Origin of the sequence: Streptomyces sp. NPDC049687 (assembly GCF_044465285.1) — a bacterium.
GTDB lineage: Bacteria > Actinomycetota > Actinomycetes > Streptomycetales > Streptomycetaceae > Streptomyces.
Window position 1 is genome coordinate 226356 of sequence record NZ_JBITLN010000012.1, and the last position, 22202, is coordinate 248557.

Sequence of the window (22202 nt, forward strand, 5' to 3'; positions counted from 1 at the left end):
GCAGTCACGTACGGCACTTGTCGTAGACAGTTCGGAGCCGACTGTGGCCTTTGACACGGTCGGCTCCGGTGTTCATAACGTTTCGGCAGAGGAATCGGGTGGTAGCGCAACGCGTCGCGGTCACTTGGTCTCGCTGTGCGCACGAAGGCCCCGCCTTTTGGCGGGGCTCGTTCTTTTTGACCGTTTTATCTGGGGCTTACATCACTTCGAACCGGCACTTCTCCATGTTTGGAGGAGCGCAGGGCGTCATGCTGGAATGCCTGAACTGCCCAATAGTCAATGACGTACTGATGGTCGATGGCTGACCGGGCTCTGAGAAACCGCGGCACGGAAAGGTGCCGACCGCCGAGAGGTTGTTGGTCGAGTGAGGCGAAGCAAGAAAAGTCCCGAGCCTGCGGCCCGGGGCAACTTCACGCCGCCGCCGCGCGGAGCGGCGCCCGCCCCTGTGTCCGGCTCGGAGCCGTCGGCCGCACCCGCGAAGAGCGGCGGCCGTCTCTCTCCGCGCAACTGGCGGGTGCCCACCCGGCTGAACGCGATCCTGCTCATACCCGTGCTGGTCGGCCTCGTCATGGGCGGCTTCCAGGTGAAGGGCTCGATCGACACCTGGCAGGAGGCCCGCGACGCGGAGAAGGTCGCGAAGATCGTGGCCGCCGCCGGTGAGTACGCCGAGGCCCTCCTCAACGAGCGCGACCTCACGGCCGAGCCGTTGCTGGAGAACAAGACGGACGACGCCGCCGTCAAGCAGGCCCGCGCGCTCACCGACGAGAAGGCCACCGCCTTCCACCAGGAGACCGCCGGGATGCCCGACAAGGAGGGCCTCAAGCGCCGTCTGAACCTGGTCGACCAGGCCGAGCCGACGCTGACGAAGATCCGCGCGGCCGCCTACACCAAGAAGATGGACCCGGTCCAGACCGAAGAGGGCTACGTAGCCGTCGAGCACCTCCTGATGGAGTTCTCCAACGAGCTCGGCCTCGGCACCGGCAACATCACCGCCTACGGCCGCACGGTCTACGCGATCGCCCTCGCCAAGGGCGCCGAGTCCCTGCAGCGCGCGATCGGCATGCACCTGCTGGTGCGGCCGAGCCCCGACGAGAAGACCCTCGCCAGGCAGGTCACCGCCTTCACCTCGTACGCCTACCTCGAGAACGTCGCCCTCCAGGAGTACGTCTCCGGCGGCACCACCCAGGACGCCGCCCGCCTCAAGGAGGTCATGGCCGAGAAGCAGGCCGAGGGTGAGAAGGCGGCCGCCGACGCCAAGGCCAAGACGGAGGCCGCGGGCAAGGAGTACACCGCGCCGCCGGCGATGAACGACATGATCACGGCGATCGGCAGCGGCCAGTTCTCGACCGCCCAGCTCGCCGCGCAGGGCATCACCGCCCAGTCGTGGATGGGCGCCGCGACCCTGAAGTTCGACGGTTACAGCCAGGTCGAGAACGAGCTCATCAACCGCGCGGTGGACGACGCCGGCCAGATCGCCTCCGACGCCCAGCGCGACGCGATCATCAACGGCGCGATCGTCATCATCGCGCTGCTGGCGGCGTTCATCATCGCCTCGCTCATGGCCCGCCAGATGAGCACGTCCATGCGCCAGCTGCGCAACGCCGCCTTCGGTATCGCCGAGCAGCGCCTGCCGATGCTGGTCGACCAGCTCTCGCGCACCGATCCCGGCCGGGTGGACACCCGCGTCCAGCCCATCCCCATCAACACCAGGGACGAGATCGGCGAAGTCGCCCGGGCCTTCGACCAGGTCCACCGCGAGGCCGTCCGGCTCGCCGCCGAGCAGGCCCTGCTGCGGGGCAACATCAACGCGATCTTCACCAACCTCTCGCGCCGCAACCAGTCCCTGATCGAGGGCCAGCTGACCCTGATCACCGACCTGGAGAACAACGAGGCCGACCCGGACCAGCTGGAGAACCTCTTCCGCCTGGACCACCTCGCGACCCGTATGCGCCGCAACGGCGAGAACCTCCTGGTCCTCGCCGGCGAGGAGCCCGGCCGCCGCTGGGACCAGCCGGTCCCGCTGGTCGACGTGCTGCGCGCGGCCTCCTCCGAGGTGGAGCAGTACGAGCGCATCGAGCTGTCGGGCGTGCCGGAGGCCGAGATCCACGGCCGCGCCGTGACCGACCTCGTGCACCTGCTCGCCGAGCTCCTGGAGAACGCGACGACGTTCTCCTCCCCGCAGACCAAGGTCCGCGTGACCGCGACCCGTCTCCCCGACGGCCGCGTCATGATCGAGATCCACGACAAGGGCATCGGCCTCACCGCCGAGGACTTCGCGGACATCAACCACAAGCTGGCCAACCCGCCGACCGTGGACGCCGCGATCTCCCAGCGCATGGGCCTGTTCGTGGTCGGCCGGCTGTCCGACCGGCACGGCATCCGCGTCCAGCTGCGCCCCTCGGGCGAGCAGGCCGGCACCACCTCGCTGGTCATGCTCCCGGACGCCATCACCCACGGTGGTGGCGGCGAGCAGGCACCCGATCGCGACGAGTTCACCGTCTCGCAGATCATCCCCGAGCAGCAGCTCCCGGGCGAGGACTTCAGCAACGGCCTGCCGATGCGCACCGCCGCCGAGCTCGGCTTCGACGACAGCCGCTACGAGGTCCCCGACGACCTGCGCGACCTGGACCCGGTCGGCCGCTCCCTGATGCGCGAGGAGCGCAAGGCGGCCCTGGAGTCCCAGGCCGTCCCGCCGCAGCAGACGCAGGACATCCCCGCCTTCACCGAGGGCTTCGACGGCACTCCGCGCCAGCAGCAGTCGTACGACAACGGCTTCGACCCCGCCCCGACCGGCTACGACAGCAGCCGGACGGCCTTCGTGGAGCAGCCGGCGCAGTACGACGGCCCCAACGGCCAGAACGGTCACACGGCGTACGAGCAGCCGCAGCAGGCACCGTACGAGGAGCAGCGGCGTCCGGCCTACGACGACCAGTACTTCGGGCAGAACGGCGGTCTGCCGCAGGGCGAGTCCTTCTCGGCCAACGGCGGCGGACCGCAGAACGACGGCTACTCGTCGAACGGCGGCTACCCGGACCCCGCGTATGCGGAGCCGGCCCAGGAGGAGCGCGCGTCCGCGGCCGACAACTACCCGTCGTACGAGGACAAGCCCTACCAGGACGACTGGCCCCAGCAGACGGGTTACCAGAACGGCTACCCGGACCAGTACGCTCCGGAAGCGGAATCCGCGCAGGCCGCTGACGTGAGCGAGCTGGACCGCGTAGGCTTCGACCGTCCGGGACCGGCCCCCTCCGCCGTCCACGAGCTGACCGACGCCGGGCTTCCCCGCCGCGGATCCACCGCGGCGAACGGTTCGAACGGCGCCGTGCGGCCCGTGAACGCGGAAGCGTCGGCCCCCACCTCGGAGAGCAACGGCGACAACAGCTGGCGTTCGGCGAACGACGCGCGCTGGCAGCAGGCCTCGCAGCTCCGGAAGCCCAAGGCAGGCGGGGTCACCTCGTCCGGTCTGCCGCGGCGGGTGCCCAAGGCCAACCTGGTCGAGGGCGCCGCCGAAAGCACCCCTCAGGGAGGCCCACAGGTCTCCCGCGCTCCGGAGGACGTCCGGGGCAGGCTGAGCAACCTGCGTCGAGGCGTCCAACGCGGACGCAGCGCAGGCAGCAGTGAAACGAACGGCCAGGGCTTCGGTCCTGACAGCACCTACAACCAGGAGCGTTAGTGTGAGCCCGATGAGCCAGGCGGCACAGAACCTGAACTGGTTGATCACCAACTTCGTGGACAACACCCCGGGGGTGTCCCACACCGTGGTGGTCTCCGCCGACGGACTCCTTCTGGCGATGTCCGAAGGCTTCCCCCGCGACCGCGCAGACCAGCTCGCGGCCGTCGCATCCGGTCTGACGTCACTGACGGCAGGCGCTTCCCGGATCTTCGAGGGGGGCGCCGTGAACCAGACGGTCGTGGAGATGGAGCGGGGATTCCTCTTCATCATGTCCGTATCCGACGGTTCCTCGCTCGCCGTTCTCGCGCACCCCGAGGCGGACATCGGCCTCATTGGGTACGAGATGGCCCTTCTGGTGGACCGTGCCGGCACGGTTCTGACGCCCGACCTTCGTGCGGAGCTCCAGGGCAGCCTGCTCAACTAACAGACGGACGGTGCGTTTTGGCGTCCCGGGGCCGTAAGGTTTCGGGACGCGGCTTCCACGTGATGGGTGCCCGGCGCAGTCGGAGGAGGAGAGAAAGTGGCAACACCCCCAGGCGGTTCACATTCGGGCAACTGGTCGTACGGTCCTCCCCAGGGCCCGGGCGACGGTTCCCAGAACCCGAACCGTTACAACTTCCCCTCCGCACCGAGCCAGCAGCGGCCGTACACGCCGCAGGGACCGCAGGGCCCCGGGCCGTCGCCGTACGACCAGCCGCCGGCCCCGCGCATCCAGCCCGTGCAGCCGCATCGCCGCACCCCCGAGCCGTCGCCCGCCGGGGCGTCCAACAACCCCCTGGTGCGTCCGTACGCCATGACCGGTGGCCGGACCCGCCCGCGCTACCAGCTCGCCATCGAGGCGCTGGTGCACACCACTGCGCAGCCGCACCAGATGCAGGGCCAACTGCCCGAGCATCAGCGGATCTGCAACCTCTGCCGTGAGATCAAGTCGGTAGCCGAGATCTCGGCCCTCCTGACGATCCCTCTCGGCGTGGCCAGGATCCTCGTCGCCGACTTGGCGGAGGCGGGACTGGTCGCCATCCATCAGCCCGGCGGCGACGAGAACGCCGGCGGCCAGCCAGACGTGACACTGCTCGAAAGGGTGCTCAGTGGACTTCGCAAGCTCTAGCGGCGGTCCTTCCCGCTCCACCACCTCGGCGAAGATCGTGGTGGCGGGTGGCTTCGGCGTGGGCAAGACCACGTTCGTCGGGGCCGTCTCGGAGATCAACCCGCTGCGTACCGAGGCCGTCATGACGTCTGCTTCGGCGGGCATCGACGACCTCACCCACACCGGGGACAAGACCACCACCACGGTGGCCATGGACTTCGGCCGAATCACCCTGGACCAGGACCTGATCCTGTACCTCTTCGGTACGCCGGGCCAGGACCGCTTCTGGTTCATGTGGGACGACCTGGTGCGCGGCGCCATCGGCGCGATCGTCCTGGTGGACACCCGCCGCCTGGCCGACTGCTTCCCCGCGGTCGACTACTTCGAGAACTCGGGTCTCCCCTTCGTCATCGCCCTCAACGGCTTCGACGGCAACCAGCCGTACAACCCGGACGAGGTCCGCGAGGCGCTGCAGATCGGCCCCGACACCCCGATCATCACGACGGACGCCCGCCACCGCGCCGACGCCAAGTCCGCGCTGATCACCCTGGTGGAGCACGCGTTGATGGCTCGCCTCCGGTAACACCCGCCCTGCGCAGCCGAAGGCCCCCTCCGCGAGGAGGGGGCCTTTCGCGTGGGCCGGCGCGCACACGGCGAAGGGGGCCCACCCGGGGGGTGGGCCCCCTTCGGGGCCGTACAGGTCTCAGCGCCAGCTGTGGGGGGCGCGGAAGCCGCCCTCGCGCTCCAGGCGGCGCCAGCGCGCCTTGGGGCGGGCGTGGTGGGCCTGGGTGGGCTCGGAGGTGCGGGCGGCGGCGCGGGCCAGGAGGATCGCCGTGATGGCGGCGACCTCCTCGGGCTCGGCGTGGCCCTTCTCGACGCGGATGTCGGGAGTGTTCATGGGTGTCAGTCTCCGTGAGAGAGGTTTCCGCGGGGGTACCGCGAAGGATCCGCCGGGTTACTGCGGAGGGTTGCCGTGCTTGCGGGAGGGCAGATCGGCGTGCTTGGACTGGAGCATCGCCAGGGAGCGGATCAGCACCTCGCGGGTCTCCGCCGGGTCGATGACGTCGTCGACCAGGCCTCGCTCGGCCGCGTAGTACGGGTGCATCAGCTCGGACTTGTACTCCTTGACCATGCGGGCCCGCATGGCCTCGGAGTCCTCGGCCTCGGCGATCTGGCGCCGGAAGATGACGTTGGCGGCACCCTCGGCACCCATCACGGCGATCTCGTTCGTCGGCCAGGCGAACGTGAGGTCCGCACCGATGGACTGGCTGTCCATGACGATGTAGGCACCTCCGTACGCCTTGCGCAGGATCAGCGAGATCCGCGGCACGGTCGCGTTGCAGTAGGCGTAGAGGAGCTTGGCGCCGTGGCGGATGATTCCACCGTGCTCCTGGTCGACGCCGGGGAGGAAGCCGGGGACGTCCAGAAGAGTGACGATCGGGATGTTGAAGGCGTCGCACATCTGCACGAAGCGCGCCGCCTTTTCGCTGGCCTCGATGTCCAGCACCCCGGCGAGCGTCTGCGGCTGGTTGGCGATGATGCCGACGACCTGGCCGTCGAGGCGGGCCAGCGCGCAGATGATGTTGCGCGCCCAGCGCTCGTGGACCTCCAGGTACTCGCCGTCGTCGACGATCTCCTCGATGACCTTGGTCATGTCGTACGGCCGGTTGCCGTCCGCCGGGACCAGGTCGAGCAGGACGTCGCCGCGGCGGTCGGCCGGGTCGCCGGACTCGACGCGCGGCGGGTTCTCACGGTTGTTCTGCGGCAGCAGCGACAGGAGGTAGCGCACCTCCGCGATGCAGGTCTCCTCGTCGTCGTACGCGAAGTGGCAGACGCCGGAGGTCTCGGCGTGCACGTCGGCGCCGCCGAGGCCGTTCTGGGTGATCTCCTCGCCGGTGACCGCCTTGACGACGTCCGGGCCGGTGATGAACATCTGCGAGGTCTCGCGGACCATGAAGACGAAGTCGGTGAGGGCGGGGCTGTAGGCCGCGCCGCCCGCGCAGGGGCCCAGCATGACGCTGATCTGCGGGATGACCCCGGAGGCCCTGGTGTTGCGCTGGAAGATGCCGCCGTAGCCGGCGAGGGCGCTCACGCCCTCCTGGATGCGGGCTCCGGCGCCGTCGTTGAGCGACACCAGCGGGGCGCCGGCCGCGATGGCCATGTCCATGATCTTGTGGATCTTGGTGGCGTGGGCCTCGCCGAGGGCGCCGCCGAAGATACGGAAGTCATGGGCGTAGACGAAGACCGTGCGGCCCTCGACCGTGCCCCAGCCGGTGATGACACCGTCGGTGAACGGCTTCTTGGCCTCCAGGCCGAAGCCGGTCGCGCGGTGCCGGCGCAGCTGCTCGACCTCCTGGAAGGAGCCCGGGTCCAGGAGCAGCTCGATGCGCTCCCGGGCGGTCAGCTTGCCCTTGGCGTGCTGCGCCTGGGTCGCCTTCTCGCTCGGGCCGGCCAGCGCCTGCGCGCGGATCTCGTGCAGCTCGGCCACGCGCCCGCGCGCGTCCGTGGGCTCCGAGGGTTCCGCGGCCGGCTCACCCGTCGTCTCTTCCAAAACGGTCATGTAGTGACCATACGAAGCCCACCAAGCAAACCGAGACGTCGACTCCGTACAGTCTCCAGCGCGTTTTCCTGGTAGCACTGAACAGAACCATGTCGACGTGCAGCCGTTCTGACTGCTCAGGAGGCATACGGGTTGTGGGGGTCACACAAAGACGGAGGACGAGACTCCCTTCACACCGGCCCGCGCGGCGCGCCGTGCGGCATCCGCCGGGGGAGTGACGCGGCGAGCCTGACCGGCCCCGAGCCGGAATAGGTCTACGGTACTTCGTGTTCACCTCGTTGAAGATTCAACAGAAACGATCTTCTCCGTCCCCAAGGAGCACGTCATGGGCATCTTCGGCCGCAAGGACACCACCGAGGGCACCGCGACCACCGCCACCGCGGTGAACCCCGACCTCGCCGCGCTCACCGGCGACTACGCGATCGACCCGGCGCACTCGACGATCGGCTTCGTCGCCCGCCACGCGATGGTCACCAACGTCAAGGGCAAGTTCAAGGACTTCACCGGCACACTGCACCTGGACGGCACCGACCCGTCCCGGTCGACCGCCTCCCTCGATGTCACGATGGACAGCATCGACACCGGGTCCGCCGACCGCGACGGCCACCTGAAGAGCTCGGACTTCTTCAAGACCGACGAGTTCCCGACGATGACGTTCCGCTCCACCTCCGCCGAGGCCCTGGGTGGCGAGGACTACCGCATCACCGGCGACCTGAGCATCCTCGGCATCACCAAGCCGATCACCATCGACCTGGAGTTCAACGGCTCCGCCAAGGACCCGTTCGGCAACGAGCGCGTCGGCTTCGAGGGCAAGGCGGAGATTCTGCGCTCCGAATGGGGCCTGACCTGGAACGCGGCGCTGGAGACCGGTGGCGTACTGGTCTCGGACAAGATCAAGCTGAACTTCGACATCTCGGCGATCAAGAACGCGTGAACCGGGATCCCAGCAGGACAGAAAACGGCGGGAACCGGTAGATAGCGGCCGGAAGCGGAATGCTCCCGGCCGCTACCTGTGATCCGTGCCACAGTCACGGTCATGAGCACCAGGACCGGACCCCAGCACTACCCGGGCGCGAACCGCGACCACTGGTACCAGAGCAAGTTCGGCGGTGACCGTATGGAGGTCAACGCCGTCGTTCTCCACACCACCGAGGGCCGTTCACTGCCCGACTACCAGGGCGGCGCGAGCGCGCCGAACCTCACGGCGGTGCCGGACGTCGCCGCCAGGCGGCTGAAGTGGTACCAGCACTTCGACATCGACATCTCCTCGCGCGCGCTGGTCAACCTGCGCGGCGGCGTCGAGACGAACACCCTGAACGTCTGCCAGGTGGAGCTCGTCGGCACCTGCGACCCCGCCCGCCACAGCAAGTGGCGGACGAGCGACCTGGACCACGTCTACTGGCCCAAGGCCCCCGAGTGGGCGCTGCGCGGCGTCGCCCAGTGCCTGGCGTGGCTGAACATCCACCACCACGTGCCGCTGCGCGGGCCGTCGCTGTGGCCGGCCTACCCGAAGTCCACGGGGAACGGCGGCGGGCAGCGGATGAGCCACGAGCGGTGGAACGCGTTCAAGGGGGTGTGCGGGCACATGCACGTCCCGGAGAACACGCACGGGGATCCCGGAGCGATCCACTTCGAGGAACTGCTCGACTTCGCCGAGTCGGCGGCCCAGGACTGACCCGCGGGCGCCACCCGGCGGCAACCGCACGGCCACCGGCGACCTCTGCCGTTGCCGGCCACCGGGGTTCGCTCGGCCACGTCGCGACGGGGCGAACGTTGCCTGCCGCGGCACTAGGGTGCACTCGGCGACGAGTGGAGGCGGCCGGCGATGGGCGACGGGGACTACTTCGACTTCCGGGGCGGTGTCTTCCACGGGCCTGTCACCGGGGTGGAGCGTGGGTCCCCGTCCGACGCGGTGTCCAACCTGCTCGGCACGCCCGCCCTCTTCACCGGGCGGGACGAGGAGAGCGAGCGGCTCCTGGCGGCGCTCGACCCGGCCGGTCGGGTCAGAGTGGCCGCCGTCGCCGGGCTGGGCGGGGTCGGCAAGACCGCGCTCGCCCTGCACGTGGCGCACACGGCGCGGGAGCGGGGGTGGTTTCCGGGCGGGGCGCTCTTCGTCGACATGCGGGGGTACGACGAGGTTCCGTCGACCTCGGACCACGCGGTGCTGTCGCTGTTGTGCGCGCTCGGCGGTGGCGAGGGCCGCGAGGAGGACCCGTACGGGCGGTACCGGGCCGAACTCGCCCGGCGCGCACCGGTGTTGATCGTCCTCGACAACGTCTCCGACCCCGCCCGGGTCGCACCCGTACTGCCCGGCGAGGGGAACGGACACCGGGTCCTCATCACCTCGCGGGAGGTCCAGGACGCCCTCCCCCTACGGCAGTTCACGATCGGCGTGCTGGAAACCGAGGACGCGTGCCGGCTCGTGGACCGCTCCCTGCGTGAGCACGATCCCGAGGACCGCCGGGCGGCCGAGGAACCCGAGGCCGTCCGTGAACTCGTCGACCTCTGCGGCCGTCTGCCCCTGGCTCTGCTGATCGCCGCCGCGCTGTTGCGACGCCGTAGACCGCGCCCGGTCACCACACTGACCGCCGAACTGCGGGAGGCGGCCGACCGGGTGCGGGCGTTGCGGTTCAAGGGGGTCGACCAGTACCGGCGGGAGCTGGCGCTGCGGCCGGTCTTCGACGTGATGTACGGGCGTCTGGAGCCGGAGACCGCGCGGGTGCTGAGGGCGTTCGGGCAGGCGCCCACCCCGGAGGTGTGGATGGGCTCCGCGGTGGTCCTGGCAAGCATGCCGATCGAGGAACTGCGGCCCCTGCTGGACGACTTGGTCGCCGCGTCCCTGCTGACGGCGGATCCCGGCGGTGAGCTGTGGCGGATGCACGATCTGGTGCAGGTGTACGTCCGCGGCGTGGCGGCCGGGGATCCGCAGGCCACCGAGGAGGCGCGAACCGCCCGGCGGCACCTCCTCGATGTCGCCGAGACCGGCTTGCGGGCCGCCAACAACTGTCTCCGTCCCGGCTCGCACCCCGATGCGCCCGATGCCTTCATGGGCGACTACCGGCGGGCGCTGAACTGGCTCGACGCGGAACGCCGGACGCTGCTCGGCCTGGCCGGGTGGATGGACTGCGACGACCCGGTGACAGCCACGACGGCCATGGCGCTGGGACTCAACCTCGACGCGTATCTGCATCTGCGCCGGGCCTTCCACGACTGGCTGGAGGTGGCGAGGTCCGCTCACCGCACCGCGCGGCGCCTGGGAGACACGGTGGCCCTGGCCGCCGCGTGCCAGTCGCTCGGCGTGTGCCTGAACAGGCTCGGCCGGCACGAGGAGGGCGTCCCGTTCCTTTACCGCGCGACGGAACTCTGGGCCGAGACGGAGAACCGGCGGTCCGAGGCCGGCACGTGGGCGAACCTGGGCGCGGTGCTGCGCCAACTGGGCCGGCACGCCGAGGCCCTCGAGGCCCACCACCGGAGCCTGGACCTCTACAGCGCTCTGGGTGACCGGGGTTCCCTGGGCAGCGTGCTCGGCAACTACGCCATAGTGCTCTACGCGCTGGCCCGTTACGACGACGCGCTCCGGGCCAACGCGACCGCGCTGAGCATCCATCTCGAACTGGGCAACAGGTCCGGCGAGGCCGGCGCGTACTGCTTCCTGGGCCACCTCTGCATGGTGGCGGGCCGCACCGCCCAGGCCGCCGACGAGTACCTGCGCTCCGCCCGGCTGTACTTGGAACTCGACGACCCGCACAGCGCGGCGACCGCCTGCCTCCACATGGGCCACGCCCTGCGCACCCTGGGCCGCCACGCCCAGGCCGACCACATCCTCGGCATCGCCGCCCAACTCTTCACCTCGGCCGGCGCGGAGGAGGAGGCGGCCGAGGCCGGAAGGCCGGCGGAGGAGGCGTAGCGGCGCCGGGCGATGCGGTGTCGATACCGGTGCGCCGGCCCCGCTGGCTGAATCGGCCCCCTTGTGCGGGGGCTCACGGGCTTCGCATAATCCAGCAACGGATTTGACCTGACCATGCCATCGCATGGGTATTTCTTTGTCGCGTGATGTGACATGGGCACGTCAGAACAGCAGCGTCCTGCACTCTCCACCCCCCACGGAGGCAGCACAGTGAAGAAGCTCCTCACCGTCCTCAAGAGACTCGCGGCCGCCGGGGCGACCGCTCTCGCGATCGCGAGCCTTCAACCCGTGTCGGCCGCACAGGCCGCCCCCTCGCCCGTCATCGGCGGAAGCCGTGCCACACAGGGCGAGTTCCCCTTCATGGTCCGGCTCTCGATGGGCTGCGGCGGCGCGCTCTACACCCAGCAGATCGTGCTGACCGCCGCGCACTGCGTGAACGGGACCGGCGCCAACACCGGCATCACCGCCACCGCCGGCGTCGCGGACCTCCAGTCGACCAGCGGCCGGGTCCAGGTGAAGTCGACGTACGTGTACCGGGCCCCCGGCTACAACGGCAACGGCAAGGACTGGGCGCTCATCAAGCTCGCGCAGCCCATCAACCTGCCGACGCTGAAGATCGCCACCACCACGCAGTACAACACCGGCACCTTCACCATCGCCGGCTGGGGCGCCGCGACCGAGGGCGGCGCCCAGCAGCGGTACCTGCTCAAGGCCACCGTGCCGTTCGTGAGCGACGCGACCTGCCGGACGTACAGCGGCTACAGCGGACTGGTCGCGAGCGACGAGATCTGCGCCGGGTACGCCTCGGGCGGCGTCGACACCTGCCAGGGCGACTCCGGCGGCCCGATGTTCCGCCGTGACGCCGCCAACGAGTGGATCCAGGTCGGCATCGTCAGCTGGGGCATCGGCTGCGCCCGGCCCAACGCCCCCGGCGTCTACTCCGAGGTGTCCACCTTCGCCTCGGCCATCGCCTCCGCGGCGGCCTCTCTCTGAGTCCGCACCCACGAGATCCACGGGCCCGGCGCCACCCCGCGCCGGGCCCGTGGTCGGCTCAGACGGACGGAGCGGTCCAGTGGCACGGGGGGGTACGACAGGACTCAGAAACCGCCCCCGAAGTCCCCTCCGCCGCCGAAGTCCCCTCCTCCCCCGAAGTCGCCGCCCCCGCCGTCGCCGAAACCGCCGCCGAAGTCGCCGGGATCGTAGTCGGCGCCGGAGACGTCACCGCCCTCGTAGCCGCTCGCTCCGAAGTCGCCGTAGCCGCTGCCGTAGTCGGCGGCGTAGGACGGGGTGGCCATCAGGCTGCCGAGGAGGGTGCCGGCGAGGAGGCCGGGAAGGAGGCCGCCGCCGAAGTAGCCGCCGGCCCAGGGGCCGTAGGCCGGGCCCGCCTCCCAGTAGGGGCGGCGGCCGTAGTCGCTGTCGACCTCGCGGATCACCGGGTCGCGGCCGTCGGCCAGACGGGTGGCGTCCGCCGCGCAGACCGGCACCTCGCGCGAGGCCCCGCCCGGCGGCGTCCAGGTGGCGTCGGTGACCGAGGGGCCGTGCCGGGGGTCGAAGAAGCAGGGCGGGCGGCGCTCCGGCAACGGCATGCCCTCGCGGCGGGCGGCCAGTTGGGCGAGGGAGAAACGGCCGTCCTCCAGAGCCTCGGTGACAGCCCGCACGTCCTCCGGCCTGGCCGCCGCTGCCATCGCCGACTTCGCCCGGTCGTAGGCGTTCAGGGCGCGCTCGTAGTCGGCGCGCATCGTGTCGTCGGCACCCGGCTCGGCGGGGTGGAAGTCGAGCCGGTCCAGTTCCTCGCCGAAGGCGGTGATGTCCTCGTCGACGACGACCCGCAGCCGCTCCAGGGCCGCTCGCTGCTCCTCCGCATGGCGCCGGCGGTTGCGGCGGACCAGGGTGTACGCGCCCGCGCCGCCCGCGACCAGGACCACGCCCGCGGTGACGAGGGCGCCCGTCGAGACGCCCCCGTCCGAAGTGCCCCAGGACGACGGGGCCGAGCCGCCCATGTTGGCCAGGGCCCGGTCGGTGAAGTCGGCCAGCTGGGTCGCGGCGTCGTTCTCGCCCTGGACGCCGGCCACCAGGTTCTGTACGGCCGCGCGGGGCAGGACGGAGGAGTCGGCGCGGGCGTCGAAGCGGTCGCCGAGGCGGATCGCGTAGAGGCCGGTGACGCCGGTGGCCGTGCGGAGGTCCGTGAAGAGGTCGGCGGTCGGGTAGCCGGCGGGCAGGACCGCGATGAACAGCGGTTTGTCGGCGTCCTCGATCTGCTGCCGGAGGTCGTTCGCCTCCGCCCGGGAGAGCTGGGCGGACGCGGCCGGGTCTACGTAGACCGGGCTCTCGCGGAGGGCCTCGGCGACCTTCGAGACGCCGGTCGCGGCCGTCGCCCGGGGCGCGAGCACGGTCAGGACGGCCAGCGCCAGACCCAACAGCAGCAGCACCGGGAGGCTCCGGGGCCGTACGACACCCTTCATGCTTCGAAACTACCCGAAGCCCCCCAAACCGGTCACCCCATCCGCACGCTCATCCCGCCCGGTACGCCTCCGCCAGCTTCGCCACGGCCGCCCCGTACCGCCCGGCGAGCAGCAGGTGGTCCGCCTCGGCGAACGGCTTCGCCATCGCCTCCGTGATGCTCCGGCCCGCCTTCCGCTGGACGATCAGCCGTGCCTTGGTGACCAGGGCGCGGCCCACGGCGCCGGTCCCGGCCCGTTCGGCGGCCGTCGCCGCGAGGCCGAGGGTCCTCAGGGTCGTCGCGCCGCCCTCCGGCACCTTCGTCAGGGTCGTCAGGCCCCAGCCGTACGGGAACTGCGGGTCGTAGGCCGGGTCGCCGACGTTGACCGGCAGCTGGGCCTCGGAGCGGGGCCAGGTGACGGGCAGTTGCCCCGTGAAGGCGCGCCTGCCGTAGAGGACGTCGGCCACGCCGTCGCCCTCCGTGCCCGGCAGCCAGGAGGCGACCAGCGCGTCGATCGCGCCGAGCCGGTCGCCGATCAGCTGGGGGCGTCCGGAGACGATCAGCACCGCGCACCTCGTCGCGGCGCACACCTTGTCGACGGCGGCCTTGTCGGCGGCGGTCAGTTCCAGGTCGTTGCCGTTGCCGACATCCCCGACGCCCTCGGCGTACGGGGTCTCGCCGACGACGACCACACCGAGGTCGTAGCCGGTCAGGGGGGCGGAGGCGTCCCTGGAGTACGTGATGTCGCCGCCGGCCCTGCGCATCCCCTCCAGGATGGTCGTGCCGGGGGTGGTGTTCCCGGACCCGCCCTGCCAGGTGACCGTCCAGCCGCCGGTCTGGTTGCCGATGTCGTCGGCGTTGGAGCCGGCGACGTAGACCTTCTGCGTCTTCTTCAGGGGCAGGAGACCGCCGTCGTTCTTCAGGAGCACCTGGGACTCGGCGGCGGCCTGACGGGCCACGGCCCGGTGTGCCGGGGAGCCGATGCGGGAGGCGCCGGTGGTGTCGGCGTAGGGGTGTTCGAAGAGGCCGAGCCGGAACTTCTGGGTGAGGACCCGGGAGACGGCGTCGTCGATCCGGGCCGTGCTGATCCGGCCCGCCTCGACCTCGTCGATCAGCGCCTCGGTGAAGTCCTTGTAGGTGTACGGGACCATGATCATGTCCAGGCCGGCGTTGACCGACGTACGGACGTCCGAGGCGTAGTCGCCGGGGAGCTGGTCGATGGCCGCCCAGTCGCTGATCACGAAGCCGTCGAAGCCCATACGGCCCTTGAGGACACCGTTGATCATGTCGGCGCGGGCGTGCATCTTCACCGGACCCCGGCCGTCGCCGGCGAGGTCGAGGGAGGAGTACGACGGCATGACCGAGCCGACGCCCCGGTCCACCGCCTCCTGGTACGGCGCCAGGTGGACGGCCTCCAACTGCCGCCTGGTGACCTCGGTGACGCCCTGGTCGACGGTGTACGTGCCGGTGGTGGAGGAGCCGTAGGCGGTGCCGCCGTCGCCGACGAAGTGCTTGGCGGTGGCGAGGACCTTGTCGTCGCGGCGCAGGTCCCGTCCGTCGGAGTGGCCCTGGAGGCCCTGGATCACCGTCTCCATGGATTCGACGAGCGCCGGGTCCTCGCCGAAGGACTCGTAGGAGCGGCCCCAGCGTTCGTCGCGGGTGACGCAGAGGCAGGGGGCGAAGTCCCAGGGGACGCCGGTGGCGCGGACCTCGGCGGCGGTCACCGCGCCGGTCCTCTGGGCGAGTCGGGGGTCCCGGGTGGCGCCGATGCCGATGTTGTGCGGCATGACCGTGGCTCCGACCAGGTTGTTGTGGCCGTGGACGGCGTCGACGCCGTAGATGAGGGGGATCTGGAACCTCGTCGCCCGCGCCCGGAGCTGGAAGCCGTCGATCATCCTCGCCCAGGCCTCGGGGGTGTTGGGCGTCGGGGTCGAGCCGCCGCCGGAGAGGAGCGAGCCGAGGTGGTACGCGGCGATGTCGCCCGGGGCGGCCAGCGCGGCGCGCTCGGCCTGGGTCATCTGGCCGGCCTTCTCCGCCAGGGACATCCGGGAGAGGAGGTCGGCGACCCGCTTCCGCACCGGCAACGCGCGGTTCAGGTACGGCAGTCCGTGCGCGTCGACCACGATCCGCGGGGTCTCGGCGGGGGGCTTGGCGCCCGTCACGGTGAGCTTGAGGGGGATGGTCTCGGCGGATTCGGCGGCCTTGTCCTTGCGTGTGGGGACCTCGATGGTCCGTGTGACGCCGGAGGCGGTGCCCGCGGGGAAGGTCAGGGTGCCCGTGACGGGGATGTAGTCCGCGCCGGGCTCCGCGGTGCCGCCGGTGGTCTCGTAGGTGACGGTCACCGGTTCGTCGACCGGGGCGGAGCCGGTCGTGGCGAGGGTGACCCGGACGGTGGCCGTGCCGCCCTCCGCGACCGGGTGGACGGCGGAGTCGGTGGTGATGGTCGCCCGCAGGGACTGGTCGGCCTTCCCGTACAACTCGACGTCGTCCATGGCGAAGCGGCCCCGCACGCCGACGGGGAGGGTGACGGCGTACCCCCACATCCCGGTCAGCCCCAGGACGTGGTCGATGCCGCCGACGGGTTGGTAGTCGGTGCGGTACACGAAGTCGGTGAAGGGGATCTCGATCTGTTTCCAGCCGGAGAAGTCGTCGGTGAAGGACGTCGTCCAGAGCTCGGAGGCCTCGCCGTGCGCGCCTCCGTCCTTGATCTCGAAGGCGACCTTCTCGCCGTTGTCCCGGCCGTCCCACCAGAAGCGGATGCCCTGGTGGGACGACCAGTCGTGGGCGGGTTCGTTCGCGGCGAAGTCGTGGGTGAAGCCGCCGTAGCCGCTGATGTCGTAGGTGCCGCTGAGGACCTTGTCGCCCTCGGGCGCGTCGGCGCGGGCGGTCAGATCGAGCGCCGGCGGGTCGTCGCCGTCGCCGCCCCAGGTGAAGATGCCTTCGGCGGGCTGGGAGGCGAAGGGGACCTCGCCCTCGAAACGGTCGACCGGGACGGGCGCGGGGGCGTCGTCGGCGCGCGCCGAGGAGAGCGGCAGCGCTGCGGCGAGCAAGGCGGCGGAGACGAGCAGGGCGGTTCTCGGCATGGACCTTCCCTCGGCTCTCATGATTCACTCAGGGCTTAGCTCACGTCGTGAGTGAACTAACGCCTCATGACCCCGTCAAGACCGCGGAAGCTGTTCGGCGGTGACGGGTGGACCATGGAGGAAACCGTCACGGCACTGGAGTGGGACATGACCACAGCTCGGGACCTGCTGATCGTCTCTCTGGACGTCCCGTCCGGCCGGCCCGTCGAGCGGGGGGACCTGTCGCTGGCCCTGGCGGGTGCCGAGCTGGTCGATCTGCTCGCCGCCGAGGCGGTCACGCTGGACGACGACCGGATCCTGCCGGGTCTGGTGCCGGGCACGGGTGACCGGCTGCTGGACGAGGCCGGGGCGGCGCTCGTCCGGCAGCCGCCCTACGAGTCCGTCGAGGACTGGCTGTGGCGCCGGGGGAACGGTCTGGCCTCGGCCTATGCCAACGCCCTGGAGACGGAGGAGCGGGGCGGCGGGTCGGGGCACCGCTGGCTGCCCCGGCGCGGCGGGCGCCCCGTCCGGGCCGACTCGCCCGCCAGGCGCCGGGCCGCCGACCGCTGGGCCGCCGCGGAGCCCGTCCTCGTCGGCCTCGCGGCCGCCCTGGGCATCCCCGAGGGAGCGGCCGACGAACCCGCGGAGCCTGCCGCCGACGGGGCCGACGACCCCGTGGTGACCGTGCTGGCCGCCGTCCACGGCGCGCTGACGGAGCTGGAGGGCGTCCGCCAGCGGCGGCGTATCGAGGACGCGGCCTTCGACAACATCTGGCGCGCCCCGTGACGGGTCACTCGGCCGGATCCACACCCGCCCGCAGCAGGCCGTACGTGTAGGCGTCCTCCAGGGCCTGCCAGGAGGCCGCGATCACGTTCTCCGCCACGCCCACCGTGGACCACTCCCCCGACCCGTCGGTCGTGGAGATCAGGACGCGGGTGGTGGACTGGGTGCCGTGGACGCCCTCGAGGATGCGGACCTTGTAGTCGACCAGGTCGAGCTTGGCCAGCTGGGGGTAGATCTTCTCCAGGGCGACCCGCAGCGACCGGTCGAGGGCGTTGACCGGGCCGTTGCCCTCCGCCGTGGCGACGATGCGCTCGCCCTTGGCCCACAGCTTGACGGTGGCCTCGTTGGCGTGGGTGCCGTCGGGGCGGTCCTCGACGATGGCCCGCCACGACTCGACCTCGAAGTAGCGCAGCGGCTTGCCGCCCTGCACCTCGGTGCGCAGCAGCAGCTCGAAGCTGGCGTCCGCCGCCTCGTAGGTGTAGCCCTTGAGCTCGCGTTCCTTGACGCGCTCCACCACCCGGCCGACCAGTTCCCGGTCGCCGCCGAGCTCCACGCCGAGTTCCTTGCCCTTCAGCTCCACCGACGCCCGGCCCGCCATGTCGGAGACCAGCATGCGCATGGTGTTGCCGACCAGCTCGGGGTCGATGTGCTGGTAGAGGTCCGGGTCGACCTTGATGGCGGAGGCGTGCAGGCCGGCCTTGTGGGCGAAGGCGGACACCCCCACGTACGGCTGGTGCGTCGACGGGGTCAGGTTGACCACCTCGGCGATGGCGTGCGAGATCCGGGTCATCTCGCGCAGGCGGCCCTCCGGCAGGACCTTCTTGCCGTACTTCAGTTCCAGGGCGGCGACGACCGGGAACAGGTTGGCGTTGCCGACGCGTTCGCCGTAGCCGTTCGCCGTGCACTGGACGTGGGTGGCGCCCGCGTCGACCGCGGCGAGGGTGTTGGCCACCGCACAGCCGGTGTCGTCCTGGGCGTGGATGCCCAGGCGGGCGCCCGTGTCGGCGAGGACCGTGGAGACGACCGCCTGGACCTGGGCCGGGAGCATGCCGCCGTTGGTGTCGCACAGGACGACCACGTCCGCGCCGGCCTCGGCGGCCGCCCGGACGACCGCCTTCGCGTACTCCGGGTTGGCGCGGTAGCCGTCGAAGAAGTGCTCGCAGTCGACGAAGACCCGGCGGCCCTGCTCGTGGAGGTACGAGACCGTGTCCCGGACCATCTCCAGGTTCTCGTCCAGCGTGGTGCGCAGTGCCAGCTCCACGTGCCGGTCGTGGGACTTGGCGACGAGGGTGATGACGGGGGCACCGGAGTCCAGGAGCGCCTTGACCTGCGGGTCGTCGGCCGCCTTCGCACCCGCCCGGCGCGTCGCGCCGAAGGCGACCAGCAGGGCGTTCTTGAACTCGATCTCCTGCTGGGCGCGGGCGAAGAACTCGGTGTCGCGCGGGTTGGCGCCGGGCCAGCCGCCCTCGATGAAACCGACGCCGAAGTCGTCCAGGTGCCGTGCGATCGCGAGCTTGTCGGCGACGGTGAGGTTGATGCCCTCCCGCTGGGCGCCGTCGCGCAGGGTGGTGTCGAAGACGTGGAACGAGTCGTCGAGCTCGCTGGTTGCCGTCTCGGTCATGGTCTCAAGGCTCCTGTTGTGGATCTTCGGTCTTACCGGAATGACCGGCTCCACCGTCCCCAATGGTTCCCTCGTGCGCTCGCTCCCGGCTGCGGGTGGGCCAGAAAAGCGAAAAACCTCTCGCGGGTGCGAGAGGTCTGCGCGCGGGTCGAGGACGACGGTGGCCACCCGTACCTGGTCGTACGTGGCGGTCACTGCGGACCGGCGCGCCTGCTGCCAATAATCGTGGCGAACGAGAACACGGGGGCAGTCTGGCACAAGCCGCCCGGCCGTGAGCGCGGTGTCTCAGGATGCGAGCAGTGACGTATCAGGAAACGCGCGGACGTGCGCGAACACCGGTCCCGGTCCGTGCCGCGCGGTCCGACGGCGACGTGGCGGGAGAAGCCTGTCCAGCAGCGCCGCAGCAGCGCCGCGAACCGGTCGGCGTCGACGTGGCGGAACTCCCCCTTGGACATCCCTTCCGCCGGCAGGGCCACCAGGTCAGCGGTGCCAGGCGCCCCGATGGCGGCCCCGTGGAACGCCGAAGGGCCACCCCGGACGGGTGGCCCTGGGCCGGGAAGGGCGGACAGGGCGTGTGGTGAAAGTCCCGCCAGCCCGCCGGGCGGACCGACGCTACTTTCGAAACACGCCCTAGCCCAGCTTGTGCATCCAGCCGTGCTTGTCCTCGGCGACCCCCCGCTGAATGCCGAGGAGGGCCTCGCGCAGGCGCTGGGTGACCGGGCCCGGGGTGCCGTCGCCGTGGCTCCAGGCGTCGTCCTTGGTCTTGGCGTGGCCGATGGGGGTGACGACGGCCGCGGTGCCGCAGGCGAAGACCTCGGTCAGGGCACCGGAGGCGGCGTCCTCGCGCCACTGCTGGAGGGTGACCACTCCCTCCTCGGCGGTGTAGCCGAGGTCGCGGGCGACCTGGAGGAGGGAGTCGCGGGTGATGCCCTCCAGGATCGAGCCGGTCAGCTCGGGGGTGACGATGCGGTCGCCGTAGACGAAGGCGATGTTCATGCTGCCGGACTCCTCGACCTTGGTGCGGGTCACCGCGTCGAGGTAGACGACCTGGTCACAGCCGTTCCTGGCGGCTTCGGCCTGGGGCAGCAGGGAGGCCGCGTAGTTGCCGCCGGTCTTGGCGTCGCCGGTGCCGCCGGGGACGGCGCGGACATAGTCCTCGGAGACCCAGATGGTGACCGGCTTGACGCCGCCCGAGAAGTAGGCGCCGGACGGGGAGGCGATCAGCATGAACAGGTACTCGTTGGCCGGGTGGACGCCGAGCGCGGCCTCCGTGGCGAACATGAACGGGCGTAGGTAGAGGGACTCCTCGCCCCCGTGCGGCGGAACCCAGTCGGCGTCCTGGGCGAGCAGCGCGTCGAGGGCGGCGATGAACAGGTCCTCGGGCAGCTCGGCCATCGCCATGCGGCGGGCGGAGTTGCGGAAGCGGCGGGCGTTGGCCTCGGGGCGGAAGACCGCGACCGAACCGTCGGCCTGTCGGTAGGCCTTCAGGCCCTCGAAGATCTCCTGGCCGTAGTGGAGAACGTGGGTGGAGGGGTCGAGGGAGATCGGCCCGTACGGAACGAGCTGCGCGTCGTGCCAGCCGCGGCCCTCGGTCCACTTGATCGTCACCATGTGGTCGGTGAAGTGGCGTCCGAAGCCGGGGTTCGCCAGGATCGCCTCGCGCTCGGCGGCGGAGGTGGGGCTGGCGGAGGGCTTGAGCTCGATCGTGGGCGTCGTCATGAGTAGGTGTCCTTCACCGGTTGTAGTGACGGGCCGCGCTCACGCCCGTACGGCCGGTGGCCAGTGCTAGGACGTCCGAGCATTCCCTCAATCCGCGGCTCCGCGTTCGATTATCTCAAGCGGCATCCGAGGAAGAAAACGGCGTGAATGCGACCCAGGGTTGATGGTGGCACCCGGCGGGGGACATGCGAAAGCCGCCGGGTGCGGATGCGCCCCGGCGGCTTCGAAGTGTTTCGAGTGGCGGCGGGGTCAGCCGGCTACTCGTACGGAGAGCGCGTCGCCGATCTCGGACGTGCTGCGGGCGGGCTTGCCGGTGCGCTCCGCGAGGTCGGCGGAGACGGCCTCCTCGATGCGGGTCGCCTCGGCCTCGTAGCCGAGGTGGCGCAGGAGGAGGGCGACGGACAGGACCGTGGCGCTGGGGTCCGCCTTGCCCTGGCCGGCGATGTCGGGCGCCGAGCCGTGCACGGGCTCGAACATCGAGGGGAACTCGCCGGAGGGGTTGATGTTCCCGCTCGCGGCCACGCCGATGCCGCCGGAGACGGCCGCGGCGAGGTCGGTGATGATGTCGCCGAAGAGGTTGTCGGTGACGATGACGTCGAAACGGCCGGGGTCGGTGACGAGGTAGATCGTCGCCGCGTCGACGTGGATGTAGTCGGTGGTGACCTCGGGGAACTCCACGGCCACCTTGTTGAAGATGTTCGTCCACAGGTGGCCGGCGAAGGTCAGCACGTTGTTCTTGTGGACGAGGGTGAGCTTCTTGCGCGGGCGGGCCTGGGCGCGGGCGAAGGCGTCCCGGACCACGCGCTCGACGCCGAAGGCCGTGTTCACGGAGACCTCGGTGGCGACCTCGTGCGGGGTGCCCTTGCGGATCGTGCCGCCGTTGCCGGTGTACGGGCCCTCGGTGCCCTCGCGGACCACGACGAAGTCGATCTGCGGCTCACCGGCGAGCGGCGTGGCGACACCGGGCAGCAGCTTGCTCGGGCGCAGGTTGACGTGGTGGTCGAAGGCGAAGCGGAGCTTGAGCAGGAAGCCGCGCTCCAGGACACCGGACGGGACCGACGGGTCGCCGATGGCGCCGAGCAGGATCGCGTCGTGCTGCTTCAGCGCGTCGAGGTCGGCGTCGGTGAGGGTCTCACCGGTGGCGTGGTAGCGCTGCGCACCGAAGTCGTACTCCTTGGTCTCCAGCTTCACATCCTGCGGAAGGACGGCGGAGAGGACCTTCAGACCTTCGGCCACGACCTCCTGGCCGATGCCGTCACCGGGAATCACTGCGAGATTGATGCTGCGAGACATGTCGGCACCGTACTCCTTGTCCCATGTGATGACACGACCCGTCCGCCATCCGGACAC

Annotated in this window: 16 protein-coding genes and 1 pseudogene; 9 read left to right on the forward strand and 8 right to left on the reverse strand. The window is 70.8% G+C overall.

The annotated features are described in order from the left end of the window. Window positions 1-364: 364 nt before the first annotated feature. From ACIBVL_RS32485 to ACIBVL_RS32500, 4 genes are all read left to right on the forward strand, one after another. On the forward strand, window positions 365-3673 hold the full coding sequence (locus ACIBVL_RS32485; protein ID WP_399102756.1) for a nitrate- and nitrite sensing domain-containing protein: 3309 nt from the start codon (window positions 365-367) through the stop codon (window positions 3671-3673). A gap of 10 nt (window positions 3674-3683) precedes the next feature. Continuing rightward, window positions 3684-4097 (forward strand): roadblock/LC7 domain-containing protein, encoded by a 414-nt coding sequence (locus ACIBVL_RS32490; RefSeq protein WP_003993185.1) that lies wholly within the window; start codon window positions 3684-3686, stop codon window positions 4095-4097. 96 nt (window positions 4098-4193) lie between these two features. Further along, window positions 4194-4781 carry a DUF742 domain-containing protein gene (locus ACIBVL_RS32495; protein WP_399102757.1) on the forward strand — a complete coding sequence of 196 codons (588 nt, stop codon included), beginning with the start codon at window positions 4194-4196 and terminating at the stop codon, window positions 4779-4781. Further along, window positions 4762-5343, forward strand: coding sequence for an ATP/GTP-binding protein (locus ACIBVL_RS32500; RefSeq protein WP_026248371.1), 582 nt, complete (start codon window positions 4762-4764; stop codon window positions 5341-5343). Before ACIBVL_RS32495 ends, ACIBVL_RS32500 begins: the two co-directional genes overlap by 20 nt. Window positions 5344-5463: 120 nt before the next feature. On the opposite strand, the gene ACIBVL_RS32505 is transcribed toward ACIBVL_RS32500, so the two are convergent. Both ACIBVL_RS32505 and ACIBVL_RS32510 read right to left on the reverse strand, forming a co-directional pair. Continuing rightward, window positions 5464-5658 carry an acyl-CoA carboxylase subunit epsilon gene (locus ACIBVL_RS32505; protein ID WP_399102759.1) on the reverse strand — a complete coding sequence of 65 codons (195 nt, stop codon included), beginning with the start codon at window positions 5656-5658 and terminating at the stop codon, window positions 5464-5466. 57 nt (window positions 5659-5715) lie between these two features. Further along, the gene (locus ACIBVL_RS32510) at window positions 5716-7320 is read right to left on the reverse strand and encodes an acyl-CoA carboxylase subunit beta (protein ID WP_399102761.1); all 1605 of its coding nucleotides are present in this window, start codon (window positions 7318-7320) and stop codon (window positions 5716-5718) included. A 325-nt stretch (window positions 7321-7645) separates the two neighbouring features. On the opposite strand from ACIBVL_RS32510, the gene ACIBVL_RS32515 reads away from it, so the two are divergent. The 4 genes from ACIBVL_RS32515 to ACIBVL_RS32530 all read left to right on the forward strand — a co-directional run bounded on the left by ACIBVL_RS32515 (window position 7646) and on the right by ACIBVL_RS32530 (window position 12220). After that, complete coding sequence (locus ACIBVL_RS32515) at window positions 7646-8254, forward strand: YceI family protein (RefSeq protein ID WP_399102762.1); 609 nt, start codon at window positions 7646-7648, stop codon at window positions 8252-8254. 102 nt (window positions 8255-8356) lie between these two features. Continuing rightward, window positions 8357-8995 carry a hypothetical protein gene (locus ACIBVL_RS32520; RefSeq protein ID WP_399102764.1) on the forward strand — a complete coding sequence of 213 codons (639 nt, stop codon included), beginning with the start codon at window positions 8357-8359 and terminating at the stop codon, window positions 8993-8995. Window positions 8996-9145: 150 nt separating this feature from the next. Continuing rightward, entirely contained in the window at window positions 9146-11227 is a 2082-nt protein-coding gene (locus ACIBVL_RS32525) for a tetratricopeptide repeat protein (RefSeq protein WP_399102766.1), read from the forward strand. A gap of 210 nt (window positions 11228-11437) precedes the next feature. Next, a complete protein-coding gene (locus tag ACIBVL_RS32530; RefSeq protein ID WP_399102769.1) occupies window positions 11438-12220 on the forward strand; it encodes a serine protease in 783 nt (260 codons plus the stop codon). Window positions 12221-12324: 104 nt separating this feature from the next. On the opposite strand, the gene ACIBVL_RS32535 is transcribed toward ACIBVL_RS32530, so the two are convergent. Both ACIBVL_RS32535 and ACIBVL_RS32540 read right to left on the reverse strand, forming a co-directional pair. Next, window positions 12325-13689: a hypothetical protein gene (locus ACIBVL_RS32535; protein WP_399102771.1), complete on the reverse strand. Its 1365-nt coding sequence runs from the start codon at window positions 13687-13689 to the stop codon at window positions 12325-12327. Between the two features lie 49 nt (window positions 13690-13738). Beyond that, the gene (locus tag ACIBVL_RS32540) at window positions 13739-16750 is read right to left on the reverse strand and encodes a glycoside hydrolase family 3 N-terminal domain-containing protein (protein ID WP_399102773.1); all 3012 of its coding nucleotides are present in this window, start codon (window positions 16748-16750) and stop codon (window positions 13739-13741) included. A gap of 147 nt (window positions 16751-16897) precedes the next feature. Here ACIBVL_RS32540 and ACIBVL_RS32545 point away from each other — a divergent pair, with 147 nt between their 5' ends. Continuing rightward, the gene (locus tag ACIBVL_RS32545) at window positions 16898-17515 is read left to right on the forward strand and encodes a GPP34 family phosphoprotein (protein WP_399102775.1); all 618 of its coding nucleotides are present in this window, start codon (window positions 16898-16900) and stop codon (window positions 17513-17515) included. Between the two features lie 4 nt (window positions 17516-17519). On the opposite strand, the gene cimA is transcribed toward ACIBVL_RS32545, so the two are convergent. The 4 genes and pseudogenes from cimA to ACIBVL_RS32565 form a co-directional block, all read right to left on the reverse strand. Further along, window positions 17520-19133, reverse strand: coding sequence for a citramalate synthase (gene cimA, locus ACIBVL_RS32550; protein WP_399102777.1), 1614 nt, complete (start codon window positions 19131-19133; stop codon window positions 17520-17522). A 285-nt stretch (window positions 19134-19418) separates the two neighbouring features. After that, window positions 19419-19631 (reverse strand): annotated as a pseudogene (locus ACIBVL_RS32555) (transcriptional regulator); the annotation flags it as partial. Window positions 19632-19763: 132 nt separating this feature from the next. Then, a complete protein-coding gene (locus tag ACIBVL_RS32560) occupies window positions 19764-20852 on the reverse strand; it encodes a branched-chain amino acid aminotransferase (RefSeq protein ID WP_399102779.1) in 1089 nt (362 codons plus the stop codon). 249 nt (window positions 20853-21101) lie between these two features. Continuing rightward, window positions 21102-22145, reverse strand: coding sequence for a 3-isopropylmalate dehydrogenase (locus tag ACIBVL_RS32565; RefSeq protein WP_399102781.1), 1044 nt, complete (start codon window positions 22143-22145; stop codon window positions 21102-21104). Window positions 22146-22202 lie beyond the last annotated feature (57 nt).